This window comes from Ramlibacter sp. G4-7 (assembly GCF_057784995.1).
Genome location: NZ_JBYNTT010000024.1, coordinates 1 through 14,668 on the forward strand (window position 1 = coordinate 1; position 14,668 = coordinate 14,668).

17 protein-coding genes are annotated in these 14,668 nt (G+C 69.5%); 7 read left to right on the top strand and 10 right to left on the bottom strand.

Translation table 11 applies throughout. The annotated features are described in order from the left end of the window. The 4 genes from AC3EGR_RS23255 to rlmD form a co-directional block, all read left to right on the top strand. On the top strand, window positions 1–521 hold a 521-nt coding region (locus AC3EGR_RS23255; RefSeq protein WP_488548910.1), incomplete at its 5' end, for a peptidoglycan DD-metalloendopeptidase family protein. Between the two features lie 71 nt (window positions 522–592). Further along, the gene (rpoS, locus tag AC3EGR_RS23260; protein WP_488548911.1) at window positions 593–1,531 is read left to right on the top strand and encodes an RNA polymerase sigma factor RpoS; all 939 of its coding nucleotides are present in this window, start codon (window positions 593–595) and stop codon (window positions 1,529–1,531) included. A 111-nt stretch (window positions 1,532–1,642) separates the two neighbouring features. Next, on the top strand, window positions 1,643–2,440 hold the full coding sequence (locus tag AC3EGR_RS23265) for a 3'-5' exonuclease (RefSeq protein WP_488548912.1): 798 nt from the start codon (window positions 1,643–1,645) through the stop codon (window positions 2,438–2,440). 69 nt (window positions 2,441–2,509) lie between these two features. After that, the gene (rlmD, locus tag AC3EGR_RS23270) at window positions 2,510–3,913 is read left to right on the top strand and encodes a 23S rRNA (uracil(1939)-C(5))-methyltransferase RlmD (protein WP_488548913.1); all 1,404 of its coding nucleotides are present in this window, start codon (window positions 2,510–2,512) and stop codon (window positions 3,911–3,913) included. A gap of 69 nt (window positions 3,914–3,982) precedes the next feature. Here rlmD and AC3EGR_RS23275 read toward each other — a convergent pair whose 3' ends face one another. Continuing rightward, the gene (locus tag AC3EGR_RS23275) at window positions 3,983–4,681 is read right to left on the bottom strand and encodes a Bax inhibitor-1/YccA family protein (RefSeq protein ID WP_488548914.1); all 699 of its coding nucleotides are present in this window, start codon (window positions 4,679–4,681) and stop codon (window positions 3,983–3,985) included. Window positions 4,682–4,813: 132 nt separating this feature from the next. Between AC3EGR_RS23275 and AC3EGR_RS23280 the strand changes: the two genes are divergently transcribed. After that, complete coding sequence (locus AC3EGR_RS23280) at window positions 4,814–5,218, top strand: GlcG/HbpS family heme-binding protein (RefSeq protein WP_488548915.1); 405 nt, start codon at window positions 4,814–4,816, stop codon at window positions 5,216–5,218. 33 nt (window positions 5,219–5,251) lie between these two features. On the opposite strand, the gene hemP is transcribed toward AC3EGR_RS23280, so the two are convergent. The 8 genes from hemP to AC3EGR_RS23320 all read right to left on the bottom strand — a co-directional run bounded on the left by hemP (window position 5,252) and on the right by AC3EGR_RS23320 (window position 11,634). Further along, a complete protein-coding gene (gene hemP / locus AC3EGR_RS23285) occupies window positions 5,252–5,446 on the bottom strand; it encodes a hemin uptake protein HemP (protein WP_488548916.1) in 195 nt (64 codons plus the stop codon). Continuing rightward, window positions 5,446–5,859 (bottom strand): ExbD/TolR family protein, encoded by a 414-nt coding sequence (locus tag AC3EGR_RS23290; RefSeq protein ID WP_488548917.1) that lies wholly within the window; start codon window positions 5,857–5,859, stop codon window positions 5,446–5,448. The genes hemP and AC3EGR_RS23290 overlap by 1 nt, the downstream gene beginning before the upstream one ends. 1 nt (window position 5,860) lies before the next feature. Next, window positions 5,861–6,574: a MotA/TolQ/ExbB proton channel family protein gene (locus AC3EGR_RS23295; protein WP_488548918.1), complete on the bottom strand. Its 714-nt coding sequence runs from the start codon at window positions 6,572–6,574 to the stop codon at window positions 5,861–5,863. A 10-nt stretch (window positions 6,575–6,584) separates the two neighbouring features. After that, complete coding sequence (locus tag AC3EGR_RS23300; protein ID WP_488548919.1) at window positions 6,585–7,289, bottom strand: energy transducer TonB; 705 nt, start codon at window positions 7,287–7,289, stop codon at window positions 6,585–6,587. 55 nt (window positions 7,290–7,344) lie between these two features. Further along, window positions 7,345–7,617, bottom strand: a complete 273-nt coding sequence (locus AC3EGR_RS23305; protein WP_488548920.1) for a (2Fe-2S)-binding protein — start codon at window positions 7,615–7,617, stop codon at window positions 7,345–7,347. Window positions 7,618–7,712: 95 nt separating this feature from the next. Then, window positions 7,713–8,801, bottom strand: coding sequence for an alpha-hydroxy acid oxidase (locus AC3EGR_RS23310; RefSeq protein ID WP_488548921.1), 1,089 nt, complete (start codon window positions 8,799–8,801; stop codon window positions 7,713–7,715). Continuing rightward, on the bottom strand, window positions 8,798–9,487 hold the full coding sequence (locus AC3EGR_RS23315; RefSeq protein ID WP_488548922.1) for a Fe2+-dependent dioxygenase: 690 nt from the start codon (window positions 9,485–9,487) through the stop codon (window positions 8,798–8,800). Before AC3EGR_RS23315 ends, AC3EGR_RS23310 begins: the two co-directional genes overlap by 4 nt. Window positions 9,488–9,492: 5 nt before the next feature. After that, complete coding sequence (locus AC3EGR_RS23320) at window positions 9,493–11,634, bottom strand: TonB-dependent receptor (RefSeq protein WP_488548923.1); 2,142 nt, start codon at window positions 11,632–11,634, stop codon at window positions 9,493–9,495. 218 nt (window positions 11,635–11,852) lie between these two features. Here AC3EGR_RS23320 and AC3EGR_RS23325 point away from each other — a divergent pair, with 218 nt between their 5' ends. Together AC3EGR_RS23325 and feoB are read left to right on the top strand one after the other, a co-directional pair. After that, window positions 11,853–12,164, top strand: coding sequence for a FeoA family protein (locus AC3EGR_RS23325; RefSeq protein WP_488548924.1), 312 nt, complete (start codon window positions 11,853–11,855; stop codon window positions 12,162–12,164). Continuing rightward, entirely contained in the window at window positions 12,161–14,044 is a 1,884-nt protein-coding gene (gene feoB, locus AC3EGR_RS23330) for a ferrous iron transporter B (protein ID WP_488548925.1), read from the top strand. Before AC3EGR_RS23325 ends, feoB begins: the two co-directional genes overlap by 4 nt. A gap of 85 nt (window positions 14,045–14,129) precedes the next feature. On the opposite strand, the gene bfr is transcribed toward feoB, so the two are convergent. Next, the gene (gene bfr, locus AC3EGR_RS23335; protein ID WP_488548926.1) at window positions 14,130–14,606 is read right to left on the bottom strand and encodes a bacterioferritin; all 477 of its coding nucleotides are present in this window, start codon (window positions 14,604–14,606) and stop codon (window positions 14,130–14,132) included. Window positions 14,607–14,668: the final 62 nt, after the last annotated feature.

A 14,668-nucleotide genomic window follows, 5' to 3' on the forward strand; every position in this document is an offset into this window, starting at 1 on the left:
CGACGGCGACGGCGCTGCCGCCGGTGGCCACGGCCTCCGCGGCCCTGCCGCCGGCCAGTGCGGCCAGCAGCGCGGCGCGCGGTACGTTGACCGCAGCCGCGCCCACGCCCGCGCCCGCGCCTGCACCGGTGCCCTCGGGTCCCGACGACGACATTCCGTGGGGCTGGCCCACCAACGGCAGTTCCACGGTGCTGGCCGGCTTCGACGAGCAGAAGAACAAGGGCGTGGACATCGCGGGCCGCGCCGGCGACCCGGTGCTGGCCGCGGCCGACGGCCGCGTGGTCTATGCGGGCGCCGGCCTGCGCGGCTACGGCAACCTGATCATCCTGAAGCACAACAACACCTACCTGACCGCATACGCGCACAACCAGTCCCTGCTGGTGAAAGAGGACCAGTCCGTGCGCAAGGGGCAGAAGATCGCGGAGATGGGGTCGACCGACACCGACCGCGTGAAGCTGCATTTCGAGATCCGCCGGCAGGGCAAGCCGGTCGATCCCGCGAGGTACCTGCCACCGAGGTAGCGATGAAGCGGCGCAACGGGCACGGCTTGCCGACGCCTGGAGGCGCCCGCCCGGATGCGGACGGCGTTCCCATGGATGAGCCGGAAGCTCCACTGCGCGAGCCCGCCGTGGAGATCCCCGTGCGCGAAGTCGCCTCGGACCTGTCCGGCGAAAGCAGCGACACGCTGACGCTGTACCTGCGCGACGTGCGTCGTACCACGCTGTTCACCGCCGAAGAGGAATACGAGACCGCGGTGCGCGCGCGGGCCGGCGAGTTCACCGCGCGCCAGTCCATGATCGAGCACAACCTGCGCCTGGTGGTGAGCATCGCCAAGGGCTACCTCGGGCGGGGCGTGCCGCTGTCGGACCTGATCGAGGAAGGCAACCTGGGCCTCATGCACGCGATCGACAAGTTCGAGCCCGAGCGGGGCTTCCGCTTCTCCACCTATGCGACCTGGTGGATCCGGCAGGCGGTGGAGCGTGCCGTGATGAACCAGGGGCGGGTGATCCGGCTGCCGGTGCACGTGGTGCGCGACCTGCAGCAGGTGCTGCGTGCGCGCCGCACCCTGGAAAACGACCCGGCCTTCATGGCGGCGCGCAACGGCGAAGGCGAGGGCGTGCGGGTGGAGGACGTGGCGGCGCTGCTCGGGCGCGACGTGCAGGAAGTCTCGCAGCTGCTGGCCATGGCGGAGACCCCCAAGTCGCTCGATGCCGTGGTGGACCGCTCCGACGACGAGCACACGCTGGGCGACTTCATGGCCGACGAGCTCGCGCTCGACCCGACCGGGGTCACGCAGAACCACGAGGTCGAACGCCTGCTCGCAGGATGGATCGACTCGCTGTCGCACCGCGAGAAGGAAGTGCTGGAGGGCCGCTTCGGCCTGCACCACCGCGAGCCCGAGACGCTGGAGGTGCTCAGCGACCGCCTGGGCCTCACGCGCGAGCGCGTGCGGCAGATCCAGAACGAGGCGCTGACCAAGCTCAAACGCCAGATGGCGCGCAGCGGCGTCGACCGCGACTCCCTCTTCTAGCAACCCACTTTCATGCTGGACTCCTTCCCCCCTCCGGGGGGAAGGCCGGGATGGGGGGCTCGTGATATGGCCAACGGCCAGGGCATGAAAGCGACTGATACAGTCGCTTCCATGCCCTGGCCCGTCCTCGTTTTCGACATCGAATCCATTCCCGACATCGCGGGCCTGCGCCTGCTGCGCGATGCGCCGCCGGAAGTCAGCGACCAGCAGGTCTACGCGGCCTGGCTGCAGGAACGCAAGGACAACAACCAGAGCGACTTCATGCCGCACCACCTGCAGCGGGTGCTGGTGATCAGCTGCGTGTTCCGCAACGCCGAAGGCTTGCGCGTGCATTCCTTCGTCGACCGCGACAACGCGAGCGAGGGGCGCATCGTCCAGAACTTCTTCAACTCGCTGGACAAGCACACGCCGCAGCTGGTGAGCTGGAACGGCGGCGGCTTCGACCTGCCGGTGCTGCACTACCGCGGCCTGCGCCACGGCGTCACGGCGGACCGCTACTGGTGCATGGGCGAGGGCGGCGCGGCGGACGACCGCGAGTTCAAGTGGAACAACTACATCAGCCGCTACCACATGCGCCACCTGGACCTGATGGACCTGCTGGCGATGTACCAGCCGCGCGCCAACGCGCCGCTGGACACCATGGCCAAGCTTTGCGGCTTTCCCGGCAAGCTGGGCATGGACGGCTCGCAGGTGTATTCCGCATTCCTCGACGGCAAGCTGGAGGAGATCCGCCGCTACTGCGAGACGGACGTGATGAACACCTACCTGCTGTACTGCCGCTTCCAGAAGATGCGCTGCGGCTTCACCGAGGCCGAGTACGAGCAGGAGATCGCCTTCGTGAAGGAGACGCTGGGCGGGCTCGCGCACGAAGAGACCCACTGGCGGGAGTACCTTGCCGCATGGAAGTAGGGTGACGGCGGCCGCGCGCCGCCGGCAGGTGAGCGCCAAGCGAACCCCACCGCCTGAGACAATCCGGACATGAGTGACAAGGAGCTGCCCGCCCCGCACCCCGAGGGCTGGCTGGAAATCGAATCGCTGGACATCGAGGCCCAGGGCGTCGCGCGGCGGCCCGACGGCAAGGTGGTGTTCGTCGATGGCGCCCTGCCCGGCGAATGGGTGAGCGTCAACGTCCACCGCCGCAAGAACAACTGGGAGCAGGCCTCGCTGACGCAGCTGCACCGCGAGTCGGCGCAGCGCGTGCGGCCGCGCTGCCCGCATTTCGGCCTGCACGAAGGCGCGTGCGGCGGCTGCAAGATGCAGCACCTGCACGTCGGCGCGCAGGTGGCGATCAAGCAGCGCGTGCTGGAGGACAACCTCTGGCATCTCGGCAAGGTGCGGCCGGACACCATCCTGCCCGCCCTGGAGGGACCGGCCTGGGGCTACCGCTGGCGCGCGCGCTTCAGCGTGCGGCACGTGCGCAAGAAGGGGACGGTGCTGGTGGGCTTCCACGAGCGCAAGAGCCGCTACGTGGCCGACATCCGCGAATGCCATGTCGTGCCCCGGCATGTGAGCGACCTGCTGCTGCCGCTGCGGGCACTGGTCGGGTCCATGGATGCGATCGAGACCTGCCCGCAGATCGAACTGGCGGTGGGCGAAGGCGTCACCGCGCTGGTGTTGCGGCACCTGGAGCCGCTGTCCGCGGGCGACACCGCCAAGCTGCGCGCCTTTGCGCAGGCGCACGCCGCCGCCGGCGTGCAGTGGTGGCTGCAGCCCAAGGGGCCGGATACTGTGAAGCTGCTGGACGAGGGCGGCCCTGCGCTCTCCTACACGCTGCCGGAGTTCGGCATCACCATGCCCTTCAAGCCGACCGACTTCACCCAGGTCAACCCGCACATCAACCGCGTGCTGGTGGAACGGGCGGTGCGCATGCTGGAGGTGCAGCGCGGCGAGCGCATCATCGACTGGTTCTGCGGCCTGGGCAACTTCACGCTGCCGCTGGCCACGCAGGCCGGCCAGGTGCTGGGCATCGAGGGCAGCGAGACGCTGGTGGCGCGCTCGCGCGAGAACTACGAGCGCAACCAGCAGGGCCGCGCGCTGCCGCTGGCGCCGACCGAGTTCGTCGCGCGCAACCTGTTCGAGATGACCCCGCAGCACCTGGTGGCCGACGGCGTGGCCGACCGCTGGCTGGTGGACCCGCCGCGCGAAGGCGCGTTCGCCCTCGCCAAGGCGCTGGCCGACCTGGAGCAGGACCCCGCCTTGCGCCCCGCCGGCTGGACGCCGCCGCGGCGCATCGTGTACGTGAGCTGCAACCCGGCGACGCTGGCGCGCGACGCGGGCCTGCTCGTGCACCAGGCGGGCTACACCTGCCGCGCCGCCGGCGTGGTCAACATGTTCCCGCACACGGCGCACGTGGAATCGATGGCGGTGTTCGACCGGGCATGACGCAGCCGGGTTGACGACTGGCAAGAGAAAAGGGCCCCGCAGGGCCCTTTTTTCATCGGTGATCCGCCGTCAATCGTCGCCGGAGGTAATCCCCAGGATCATCAGCAGGCTCTGGAAGATGTTGAACAGGTCCAGGTACAGCGCCAGCGTGGCGTTGATGTAGTTGGTCTCGCCGCCGTCAACGATCTGCTTGAGGTCGTACAGCATGTACAGGCTGAAGATGCCGATCGCCAGGGTGCTGATCACCAGCACGCCGACCGTCGAACCGACGAACACGTTGATGACGGCGCCCACCATGATGACCACGGCGCCGGCGAACAGCCACTTGCTCATCCCCGACAGGTCGCGCTTGATCATCGTCGACAGCGAGGCCATCACGAAGAACACGCCGGCGGTGCCGCCGAAGGCCGTCATCACGATGCCGGTGCCGTTCTTCATGCCCAGGACCATCGCGAGCAGGCGCGAGAGCATGAGGCCCATGAAGAAGGTGAAGGCCAGGAGCACCGGCACGCCGGCGGCGGAATCCTTGGTCTTCTGGATCGCGTAGAGGAAGCCGAAGGCGCCGCCCAGGAAGACGATCAGCCCCAGCCCGCCGCTCAGCGCGCGCGTGATGCCGGTGGCCACGCCCAGCCAGGCGCCGAGCACCGTGGGAACCAGGCTCAGGGCGAGCAGCCAGTAGGTGTTGCGCAGGACCTTGTTGCGCTGTTCGACCGTGGTGATGCCGCCGTAGCCATAGGACGGGGCGGTGGACTGGATGGGATCGTTCATTGCTGCACTCCTCGAGCCTTCACGGCCGTTAGATGGGCGCATTCTAGGGGGGTTCCCTTGGAGCTCGGCAAGAAAGTCCCCGACGAGCGGCTATGCTCGCCGCTTTCCTGTCGTTTCCCGGCATTGCCCACCATGAAAACCCGATCTGCCCTCGAACTTGCCGATGTCAAGGCCATCGCCGCCGCCGCGGAAGCAGAAGCCCTCGCCAACAAGTGGGCCGTGACCATCGCCATCGCCGACGACGGCGGCCACCTCCTGTGGCTGCAGCGCCTCGATGGCGCCGCACCGATCTCCGCCAAGATCGCGCCGGCCAAGGCGCAGACGGCGGCGCTGGGCCGCCGCGACAGCCGCGTGTACGAGGAGATCATCAATGGCGGCCGCACGTCTTTCCTCAGCGCGCCGGCCGAAGGCATGCTGGAAGGCGGGGTGCCCATCCTCAAGGACGGCGTGTGCCTGGGCGCCGTGGGCGTCAGCGGCGTGAAGTCCACGGAGGACGCCCAGATCGCGCACGCGGGGATCGCGGCGCTCGGGCTGTAGCGGGCGGCCCCGCGGCGCCGGTGCCAGCAGGTGCTACTTGGTGAGGATCAGCTTGCCCAGCCGCGTGGCCTGCAGGCGGTAGACCTCGCCGTTGTGCACGATCTCCACCATGCGCGCGCCTTGCAGCAGCTTCTCGCTGGACAAGGCGGCGCGGCGCGGCTCCAGGCGCGCCGGTGCTGCCGGCGGTTCGCCGGACAGCGTCGAGGGCCTCTCGCTGCCGCGTTCCATCAGGGCGCCTTGGGTTCGGTGATGAAGCCGATGCGGCGCAGCCCCGCCTGCTGCGCGGCGGCCATCGCCTGCGCCACGCGCTCGTAGCGCACGTTCTTGTCGCCGCGGATGTGCAGCTCGGGCTGCGGTTCGCGCGCTGCCTCGGCGCGCAGCATGTTGGGCAGGTCCTCGTCGCGCACGGGGGACTCGTTCCACCAGTAGCGGCCCTGCGCGTCCACGGACAGGCGCACGGTCTGCGGCTTGACGTCCTGCGGTTGGCTGCTCGCCCGCGGCAGGTCCACTTCCACCGAGTGCTTCATCACCGGCACCGTGATCATGAAGATGATCAGGAGCACCAGCATGACGTCCACGAGGGGCGTCATGTTGATCTCGTTCATGACGTCGTCGGTTTCGTCCTGGGTGCCGAAGGCCATCTCAGGCGCCCTTCTTCATCGAGACGACTTTCGTGGCACCCGCGGCCGACACCCGCGCGCCGGTGACGAAGTAGGCGTGCAGGTCGTGGGCGAAGCGGTTCAGCTTGAACAGCACGCTCTTGTTGCCCCGCACCAGCGCGTTGTAGCCCAGGACCGCCGGGATCGCGACGGCCAGGCCCAGCGCCGTCATGATCAGCGCCTCGCCCACCGGGCCCGCGACCTTGTCGATCGTCGCCTGGCCCGCGGTGCCGATGGCGAGCAGGGCGTGGTAGATGCCCCAGACGGTGCCGAAGAGGCCGACGAAGGGCGCGGTGGAGCCCACGGAGGCCAGCACGGCCAGGCCGCCTTGCATGCGTGCCGTCGTCTCGTCGATGGAGTTGCGCATGGCGCGCGTGAGCCATTCGCTCGCGCCCAGCGAGTCGTGCAGCTGCGTCTGCGCGTTGTGGTGCGCCGCGGCTTCGCGGCCTTCGAGGGCCAGCGCACGGAAGGGGTTGGCCGGATCGGTCCCCAGCTTGTTCAGGCCGTCGGCGAAATCGGCCGCGTGCCAGAAGCTCTCGATGCTGCGCGACTGGCCGAGGAAGCGGCGCAGGTCCAGCGCCTTGATGATGATCACCATCCAGGAGGCGAGCGACATCGCCAGCAGGATCACGGCAACGGCCTTGGTGACGACGTCGCCCTGGTTCCAGAGGTGGGCGAGCCCGAATTCTGCGTTCATGTCTTCTTGTTTACTCCAGGACGAAATGGATGGGGACGTCGAACCACATGGTTTCCGGCACGCCGCCGCGCTTGCCGGGGACGTAGCGCCACTTGCGCACGGTCTCCAGGGCGGCGTTGTCCAGTCGCTCGTAGCCGCTCGAGGTCTTGAGCTGCGCGTCCTGCGCGGTGCCGTCGGCGCCGATCAGCACGCGCACGATCACCTTGCCTTGTTCGCCCAGGCGCTTGCTGGTGGGCGGATAGGCGGGCTTGGGGTTCTGCAGGTAGTCCGCGCTGCTCGAAGGCAGCTCCACCTTGGGCGGCGGCGCCGGTGCGACGGGCGCGGGAGCCGCCGCCACAGGGGCGCTGATCGGCGGCGGCGCGGGTTGCGGCTCGGGCGTGGCCGTCGGCGCGTTCGGTGCGGGGACCGGCGAGGGGTCGGGCGCCGCGGCGATCCTGGGCGCCGGGGGTGGGGCGAGCGGCTTGCGTGGCACCACCGGCTGCGGCACGGGTTCCGGCGGCTTGGCCGGCGGGGGAGGCGCCTCGACCTTGGGAGCCGGCGGCGTGATGATGTCGCTGATCACGGACACCGGGACCAGCACCTCGACCGCGCGGCGCATCAGGCCGCTTTGCAGTGCCCAGAGCGCCGCGACATGGAACAGCACGACGCCGCCGGCGATGGCGACGTTGCGGCGCGAGCTGAAGGACGATCCGGCGGGAAGCGGCACGTCGCTCATTGTTCTTTGTTCTTCTTCTTGCGCAAGGCCCAGTGCGCAGCGGCGAGGACCAGGATCAGGCTGCCGACAAGGACGGGGAAGTAGGCCATGCCGCGCTCTCCTGGATGCGTGCGGCGAGCTGGACGGTGTGGCAGCGTGCCTCGCCCTCGACGGCGGCGACGGGATGCACGGCATTGCACTGGGCCACCACGTCGCGGGCGCAGCTTTCGCAGTTGCCGCACTGGGTGGCCACACCGAGTTCGAACTGGATGTCGTCGAAGCTCATGCCGGCCCGGGCGTGGCGGGCGATCTCGCGGTCGGAGACTCGGCGGCAGACACAGACGATCATGGCAGTGCGGCTTGGCTGGCTGTTGAAGAAGTGCCCGCAGTATAAATGCGAATCGCTCGCATTTGCAATCATCGCGATAGCGAAAACCTTGGGATTTACAGGTTTCCCGGGTTCGCGCGGGTCAGGAGGCTGCGGTCCGCCTGGTCGAGCGACGCCAGGCCGCACTGGGCCATTACCAGTTCCAGCTCATCCCGAAACAGGCGCAGGACGTGGGCGGCGCCTGCCGCGCCGGCGGCGCCCAGGCCCCAGAGAACAGGGCGGCCGACCAGCACGGCGCGCGCGCCCAGGGCGAGCGCGCGCAGAACGTCGGTGCCGCGCGCGATGCCGCCATCGACCAGCAGGGGCAGGGTGCTGCCCACCGCATCCGCGATGGCGGGAAGGGCCGTGGCGGTCGCAGCCGCGCCGTCCAGCACGCGGCCGCCGTGGTTGGACACCACGAGGCCGGCGACGCCCTGGCGGGCTGCTTCCCGTGCGTCCCCGGGGTGCAGGACTCCTTTGAGCAGCAGCGGCAGCCGTGTCTGGCCGCGCAGCCAGGCGATGTCGTCCCAGGTCGGCGCCTGGGCGAGCAGGTGCTGAAAGGAGCTGTCGCCATTGTCGGCAGCCGGGAGGTTCACGGCGGCGATGCCGGGCGGCAGCCGCAAGGGCCGCGCGGCGCGCACGCTGGCGTCGACCGTCACGACCAGGGCCTGGTAGTTCGCTGCTTCGGCGCGGCGGACCAGTTCCAGCGTCGCTCCGCGATCGGGCAGCAGGTAGAGCTGGAACCACAGCGGGCCGCGCTCGGCGCCCGGAGCGAACGCGCGCGCGACGGTCTCCAGCGGCTGGCTCGCCTGGCTGCCCAGGACCAGTCCGGCGCCGAGCGCCGAAGCAGCCAGGGCCGTGGCGAGCTCGCCGTCGGGATGGGCGAGTCGCTGCAGCGCCATGGGCGCGACCAGCACCGGCCAGGGCAGATGCTGTCCCAGCAGTTCGCGCGACGTGTCGATGGCGCGCACGCCGCGAAGAACGCGCGGCAGCAAGGCCCACGCGTCCCAGGCGGCGTGGTTGTGGCGCGCGGTCGCGCCATCGCCCGCCTGGGCGCAGAAGTAGGCCCAGGCGTCTTCGCTGAGCGCGGCACGCGCATGCGCCTCGTAGTCGGCCACGCAGCGGATGCCTGCGGGCACGCGCTGCTGCGCGGACGGCGCGTTCACGTGTCCGCCCACATGCGCAGGAGGTTGTGGTACGTGCCCGTGAGCTGCACGATGGCCGGATCGTCCTCGCCGGCGCTTGCGCGCAGCTTCAGCAGCGCCATGTCCATCTCGAACAGCAGCTGCCTCTGCTCGGCGCTGCGCACCATGCTCTCGATCCAGAAGAAGCTGGCGATGCGCGCGCCGCGCGTGACCGGCGTCACCTCGTGCAGCGTCGAACCGGGATACAGCAGCAGGTCGCCCGCCGGCAGCTTGAAGCGCTGCTCGCCTTGCGGCTCGCGAACGACCAGCTCGCCCCCCTCGTAGTCCTGCGGGTCGCAGAGGAACAACGTGCAGGACAGGTCCGTGCGCACCCAGTGCGCGGGGTCGCGCGAGTGCAGGATGGCGCCGTCCACGTGCGCGCCGTAGTGGTTGCTGGCGCCGCGGTAGCGGTTGAACAGCGGATTGAAGATGCGACGCGGCAACGCGGCAGAGAACAACAGCGCGTCGCGCTGCAGCGCGGCCAGCACCAGCGCACGCAGCTGCGCCGCCTGCGCGCTGTCCTGCGCCAGCTGCTCGTTGTTCTTCTGCGCGATCGCCTGCCCGCCGGCGCTGCTGCGCCCATCCACCCACGGAGCGTCCTGTCCGAGGAGCGCGCGCGCGGTGGCGACCTCGTCGGGACGCAGGATGGCTTTCAGGTGCAGCAGCATGCGGCTCAGAACATGGACTTGACCGTGAGCTCCACGCGGCGCGGCGCGCCCGGCATGTAGAAGCCGCGGTACAGGCCGTCAGCGTACAGCTTGTCGGCGAGGTTGCTCACGTTCAGCTTGGCCGACCAGGTGTCGCTGAAGGTGTACTCCGCCATCGCGTCGGCGGTCACGAAGCTGTCGGCCGTGACGTGCCGCGCGCCGTCCGGGTTCTGTTCGCCGCGCCAGTTGAGGCCGACGCCCAGGCGCAGCTTGGGCAGGACGCGATAGGTGGTCCACAGGCTGCCGCTGTGCCTGGGCGTGAGGCCGGGGCGGTCGCCCTTGACTTGCGCGCCGGTGCCGGCCGCGTTGAGCGTGACGTTGCTCTCGTCGATCCGCGCCTCGGGAATCCAGGTGTGGTTGAAGAAGACGTCCCACTTCGGGTCGATGCGGCCGGCGAGGTTGAACTCCATGCCCGCCGCATGGCGCTTGCCCGAAAGCAGTTCCTGCGAGGCGGCCGTGTCGGGGTCGGTGTTGCGCTCGTTGTACTTCTCGCTGTAGAAGACCGCGACCCCCGCGAGCACCTTGCGCTCGAACAGCTCCCACTTGCCGCCGATCTCGAGGTTGCGGCTCTTCTCCGCGGGCGTGTTGGCGGCGCGTGCGTTCGCGGGCGGCGCCGGCGTGAACTGGTAGGTGTCCGCCGAGGTGTTGTACGAGGTGCCGAAGGACACGTAGTAGCTCTCGACGGCGCTCGGCTGGTACAGCGCGCCCACGCGCGGGGACCACAGGTTTTCCGCGCGGGCGCTGGTCTCCACGCCGGTGGTGCTGCGGTACGAGGCGGTGAAGTGGTCGAAGCGCAGGCCGCCCACCAGTTTCACCGACGGCGTGAGCGCCACCGTGTCCTGCGCGTACACGCCGAGGTCCTGGGCGTCGTAGGTGGTGAAGGCGATCGGGCCACGCGTGTCCGGCCGCACCGCGCCGTCGTTGGGCGTGCCCGCCAGCGTCGCCGGCGCCGGGGCCAGACCGGCCGTGGCGTTGTTGTTGCGCCTGGACTCGTCGCGGTACAGGTCGATGCCCGCGAGCAGCTCGTGGCGGCGGCCGCCCCAGTCAAAGGCGTTCGAATAATCGCTGGTGAGCTGCGTGAGTTCGGTTTCGCCGATGCGGGCCTTGGGCGCGCGGCGCAGCACGGTGGCGTCGCTGAAATTGGCCTGCGTGGTGCCGGGGGCGAAGGAGATCGCACTGGCAAGCAAGTCGCGCTCGTACTCCCCGTGGCGCAGCGTGGTCTTCAGCTGCGCCTCGCCGTCGAAGCGGTGGACGTGCGAGAAGGTCGCGAAGTCCGCCTTGGTCTCCAGGTGGTCGTTCGCCAGGCCGTAGTAGTTGCGCGCCGGCAGCTTGGGGATGATGGTGCCGCGCGTGCCTTCGCTCAGGAACCAGGGGTGGTTGTAGAGCGGCCGGCCCTGGATCTCCAGGTGGTACAGGCCCACCGAGAACTCGTTGGCCGTGCCTATGCCCCACCGGTAGCTCGGCGCGATGCCCAGCTTCTGCTGGCTGGCGCCGTAGTTGTCGTTGTCGTGGACCATGGCGTTGATGCGCAGGGCCGCGCTCTCGCCGGTCTGGATGTTGAAGTCGCCGGTGAGGCGGTTGAACCCACCCGTGCCCAGCGTGTAGTCCACCTCGTGCTGCGTCATCAGGAAGGGCTGCTTGCTGACCTGGTTCACCACGCCGCCGGTGGATCCTTTGCCGAAGAGCATGGACGCGGATCCCTTGAGCACTTCCACCCGGTCCTCGTTGAAGGTGTCGCGCTCGTACAGTGGCGCGTCGCGCAGCCCGTCGCGGTAGATGTCGCCGGCCTGCTGCAGCGAGAAGCCGCGCAGGCGCACGTCTTCCTCGCCGGTCTCGCCGGCCTGGAAGGTGATGCCCGCGGTGGACTTGAGCACTTCGCGGAAATCGTCGAGGTTGCGGTCGTCGATCAGGCGTTCGGTCTGCACGGTGACGGACTGCGGAATGTCCTTGAGTTCCTGGTTGCCCTTGCCGATCTGCGTGCGGCGCACGCGCAGGTCGTTCTTGGTCTGGGGGACCTCGGCCTGGTCGACCACCCGCACCGTGGGCAGCGTGCGCGTGGCGGCGTCCGGCGGGGTCTGGGCGAGGGCGCCGGCCGAGGCCGCCAGCATGAGCGCTCCGAGCGGGAGCAGGGCGGGTTCCGGGCGAGTTCTTTCCTGAGCCATCGAGGGCCTCCAGCGGGTCCGCGCGAGGGGCGGACGGTTGTTGTTCGAAGGCTGGCTGGGGCCCGGAGGGGCGTGGTCTGGCTGGCCGGTAAAGCAGCGGGCGATTCTAAATGCGAATCTCTCGCATTTGCAATACAATGAACCGGAACCCGGAGGCCGCACCCATGCGACGCGACACTTTCTCCACGCCCGAACAGCCGCCGACCCGCCCGGACACGCCCGTGTCCTGCCTCGACCGCGCGCCGCTGGGGCAGCGCCTCGTGGTCCGCCGCGTCCTGGCCGACCCGCGCGTGCCGGAACGCGCGCGGCAGCTGGAGGAAATCGGCTTCAATCCCGGCGAGCAGGTGATGGTGATGACCCGCGGCATTCCGGGCGGCGACCCGCTCGTCGTGCGCGTGGGCCAGTCCACCTTCGCGCTGCGCGGGGCCGAGGCGGCCTGCATCCAGGTCGAAAGGGTGGCTGCACGCACGGCATGAACGAGGCCGTCGTCCACCTGCACCCGCCGGGGCGCCTCGCGGCGCTGGTGGGCAACCCGAACGCGGGCAAGACCGCGTTGTTCAACCGGCTGACCGGCAGCAACCAGAAGGTCGCCAACTATGCCGGCGTCACCATCGAGCGCAAGGAGGGGCGGCTGAGCCTGCCTTCGGGCAAGACCCTGCGCGTGCTGGACCTGCCCGGCACCTACAGCCTGCATCCGCGCTCGCCCGACGAGCGCATCACCTGCGAGGTCCTCAACGGCACGGCGCGCGGCGAGAAGCGCCCGGACCTTGTGGTCTGCGTGGTCGACGCGACCAACCTGCGGCGCGGGCTGCGCCTGGTCCTGGGCGTCAAGCGCATGGGCCTGCCCTGCGTGGTGGCGTTGAACATGGCGGATCTCGCCGCCAGCCGCGGCCTGCGCCTGGACCCCGATGCGCTCGCAACGGAACTGGGCGTTCCGGTCGTCAGCACGGTGGCCGTGCAGGGCGAAGGGGACGCCGCGCTGCGGGCGCTGCTCGAACGCCCCGAGATCTGGCAGCCGATGACCAGCCTGATGCCGGTGCCGCAGCCCGCGGGCGATGAATTGCCGGACCACGACCGCGTGCGCCAGATCCTCGAACGCCTGGGCCTGGACACCGTGGCGCCGCACCTGGCGAGCGACCGCATCGACCGCGTGGTGCTGCATCCCGTCGCCGGGCCCTTGCTGCTCGCGGTGCTGCTGTTCCTGGTGTTCCAGGCCGTCTTCGCGTGGGCGGAAGCGCCCATGGCCTGGATCGAAGGGGCGACCGCCTGGCTGGGCGCGCAGGTCGGCGCCGTGCTGCCCGCGGGTTACCTGCGCAGCTTCCTCACCGACGGCCTGATCGCGGGCCTGGGCGGCGTGGTCGTCTTCCTGCCGCAGGTGCTGATCCTGTTCTTCTTCATCCTGGTGCTGGAGGAGTCGGGCTACCTGCCGCGCGCCGCCTTCCTGCTCGATCGCGTCATGGGCGGGGTGGGGCTGTCGGGCCGCTCCTTCATCCCGCTGCTTTCCAGTTTCGCCTGCGCGATCCCCGGCATCATGGCCACGCGCACGATCGCGAACCCGCGCGACCGCCTGGTCACGATCATGATCGCGCCGATGATGACCTGCTCGGCGCGGCTGCCGGTGTACGCGCTGCTGATCGGGGCCTTCATCCCGCAGCGCAAGGTCGCCGGGCTGGAGATGCAGGGGTTGGTGCTGTTCGCCTTGTACCTGGCGGGCATCCTCGGCTCGCTCGCCGTCGCGTGGGTCCTCAAGCGCACGACGGCGCGCGGACTGGTGCGGCCGCTGATGATGGAATTGCCCACCTACCACTGGCCGCATGTGCGCAGCGTCGTGCTGGGCCTGTGGCAGCGCGCCGCGATCTTCATGAAGCGGGTGGGCACCATCATCCTGGTGCTGACCATCGCGCTGTGGTTCCTGGCCAGCTTCCCGTCACCGCCGGCGGGCGCGACGCGGCCGGCGATCGAGTACAGCCTGGCCGGCATGCTGGGACACGGCCTGTCGCTGCTGCTCGCGCCCATCGGCTTCAACTGGCAGATCAGCATCGCGCTGGTGCCCGGCCTCGCGGCGCGCGAGGTTGCGGTGAGTGCACTGGGAACGGTCTATGCCCTGTCCGCGACCGGCGACGACACGGCCAAGGCGCTGACGCCCATCATCGCGCAGGGCTGGAGCCTGGCCACCGCGCTGTCGCTGCTGGCGTGGTACGTGTTCGCGCCGCAGTGCATGGCGACGCTGGCGACGGTGCGGCGCGAGACGGGCGGCTGGAAGTGGCCGCTGGTGATGGCCGGGTATCTGTTCGCGCTGGCGTATGCGGCGTCGTTCGTGACGTACCGGATTGCGCTCGCGCTGGGGGCGGGCTGAGCGGCGGGGTTCGCCTGGCTCTCCACCACCCTGCGAATGCACCGATCAGGTACCGCTTGTGCGCTCCGTCCGGCGCGTGCTCTCCTCAGGACCCTTCACCCATCTGCGACTGCAAGTAGTTCTGCAGCCCCACCTTGTTCAACAGGTCCAGCTGCGTCTCCAGCCAGTCGATGTGTTCCTCGGTGTCGTCGAGGATCGCCGCGAGGATGTCGCGCGACACGTAGTCCTGCACGGATTCGCATTGGGCGATGCCCGCCTTGATCGTCGCCTGCGCTCCGCGCTCGCTCCTGAGGTCGCAGTCCAGGATCTCCGGGACGTTCTCGCCCACCAGCAGCTTGCCCAGGTCCTGCAGGTTGGGCAGGCCGTCGAGGAAGAGGATGCGCTCCATCAGCTTGTCGGCGTGCTTCATCTCGCCGATCGATTCCTCGTATTCCGTCTTCGCCAGCCGCGCGAAGCCCCAGTGCTTCAGGATGCGGTAGTGCAGGAAGTACTGGCTCGTCGCCGTGAGTTCGTTCTTCAGCTGCGCCTGCAGGTGCTGGATGACTTGGGGATCGCCTTGCATGGTCGGTTCTCGTCGGTTCTTGTGCGGCGATTGTGGCGCAGAAAAAAGGGGGCTTGCGCCCC

Coding starts and splice junctions, on each gene's coding strand:
- rlmD (WP_488548913.1), top strand. CDS start 2,510: ATGAGTGACAAGGAGCTGCCCGCCCCGCACCCCGAGGGCTGGCTGGAA.
- AC3EGR_RS23265 (WP_488548912.1), top strand. CDS start 1,643: ATGCCCTGGCCCGTCCTCGTTTTCGACATCGAATCCATTCCCGACATC.
- feoB (WP_488548925.1), top strand. CDS start 12,161: ATGAACGAGGCCGTCGTCCACCTGCACCCGCCGGGGCGCCTCGCGGCG.
- AC3EGR_RS23320 (WP_488548923.1), bottom strand. CDS start 11,634: ATGCTGGCGGCCTCGGCCGGCGCCCTCGCCCAGACCCCGCCGGACGCC.
- AC3EGR_RS23325 (WP_488548924.1), top strand. CDS start 11,853: ATGCGACGCGACACTTTCTCCACGCCCGAACAGCCGCCGACCCGCCCG.
- AC3EGR_RS23315 (WP_488548922.1), bottom strand. CDS start 9,487: ATGCTGCTGCACCTGAAAGCCATCCTGCGTCCCGACGAGGTCGCCACC.
- AC3EGR_RS23290 (WP_488548917.1), bottom strand. CDS start 5,859: ATGGCCTTCGGCACCCAGGACGAAACCGACGACGTCATGAACGAGATC.
- AC3EGR_RS23300 (WP_488548919.1), bottom strand. CDS start 7,289: ATGAGCGACGTGCCGCTTCCCGCCGGATCGTCCTTCAGCTCGCGCCGC.
- AC3EGR_RS23275 (WP_488548914.1), bottom strand. CDS start 4,681: ATGAACGATCCCATCCAGTCCACCGCCCCGTCCTATGGCTACGGCGGC.
- AC3EGR_RS23305 (WP_488548920.1), bottom strand. CDS start 7,617: ATGATCGTCTGTGTCTGCCGCCGAGTCTCCGACCGCGAGATCGCCCGC.
- rpoS (WP_488548911.1), top strand. CDS start 593: ATGGATGAGCCGGAAGCTCCACTGCGCGAGCCCGCCGTGGAGATCCCC.
- bfr (WP_488548926.1), bottom strand. CDS start 14,606: ATGCAAGGCGATCCCCAAGTCATCCAGCACCTGCAGGCGCAGCTGAAG.
- AC3EGR_RS23295 (WP_488548918.1), bottom strand. CDS start 6,574: ATGAACGCAGAATTCGGGCTCGCCCACCTCTGGAACCAGGGCGACGTC.
- AC3EGR_RS23280 (WP_488548915.1), top strand. CDS start 4,814: ATGAAAACCCGATCTGCCCTCGAACTTGCCGATGTCAAGGCCATCGCC.
- hemP (WP_488548916.1), bottom strand. CDS start 5,446: ATGGAACGCGGCAGCGAGAGGCCCTCGACGCTGTCCGGCGAACCGCCG.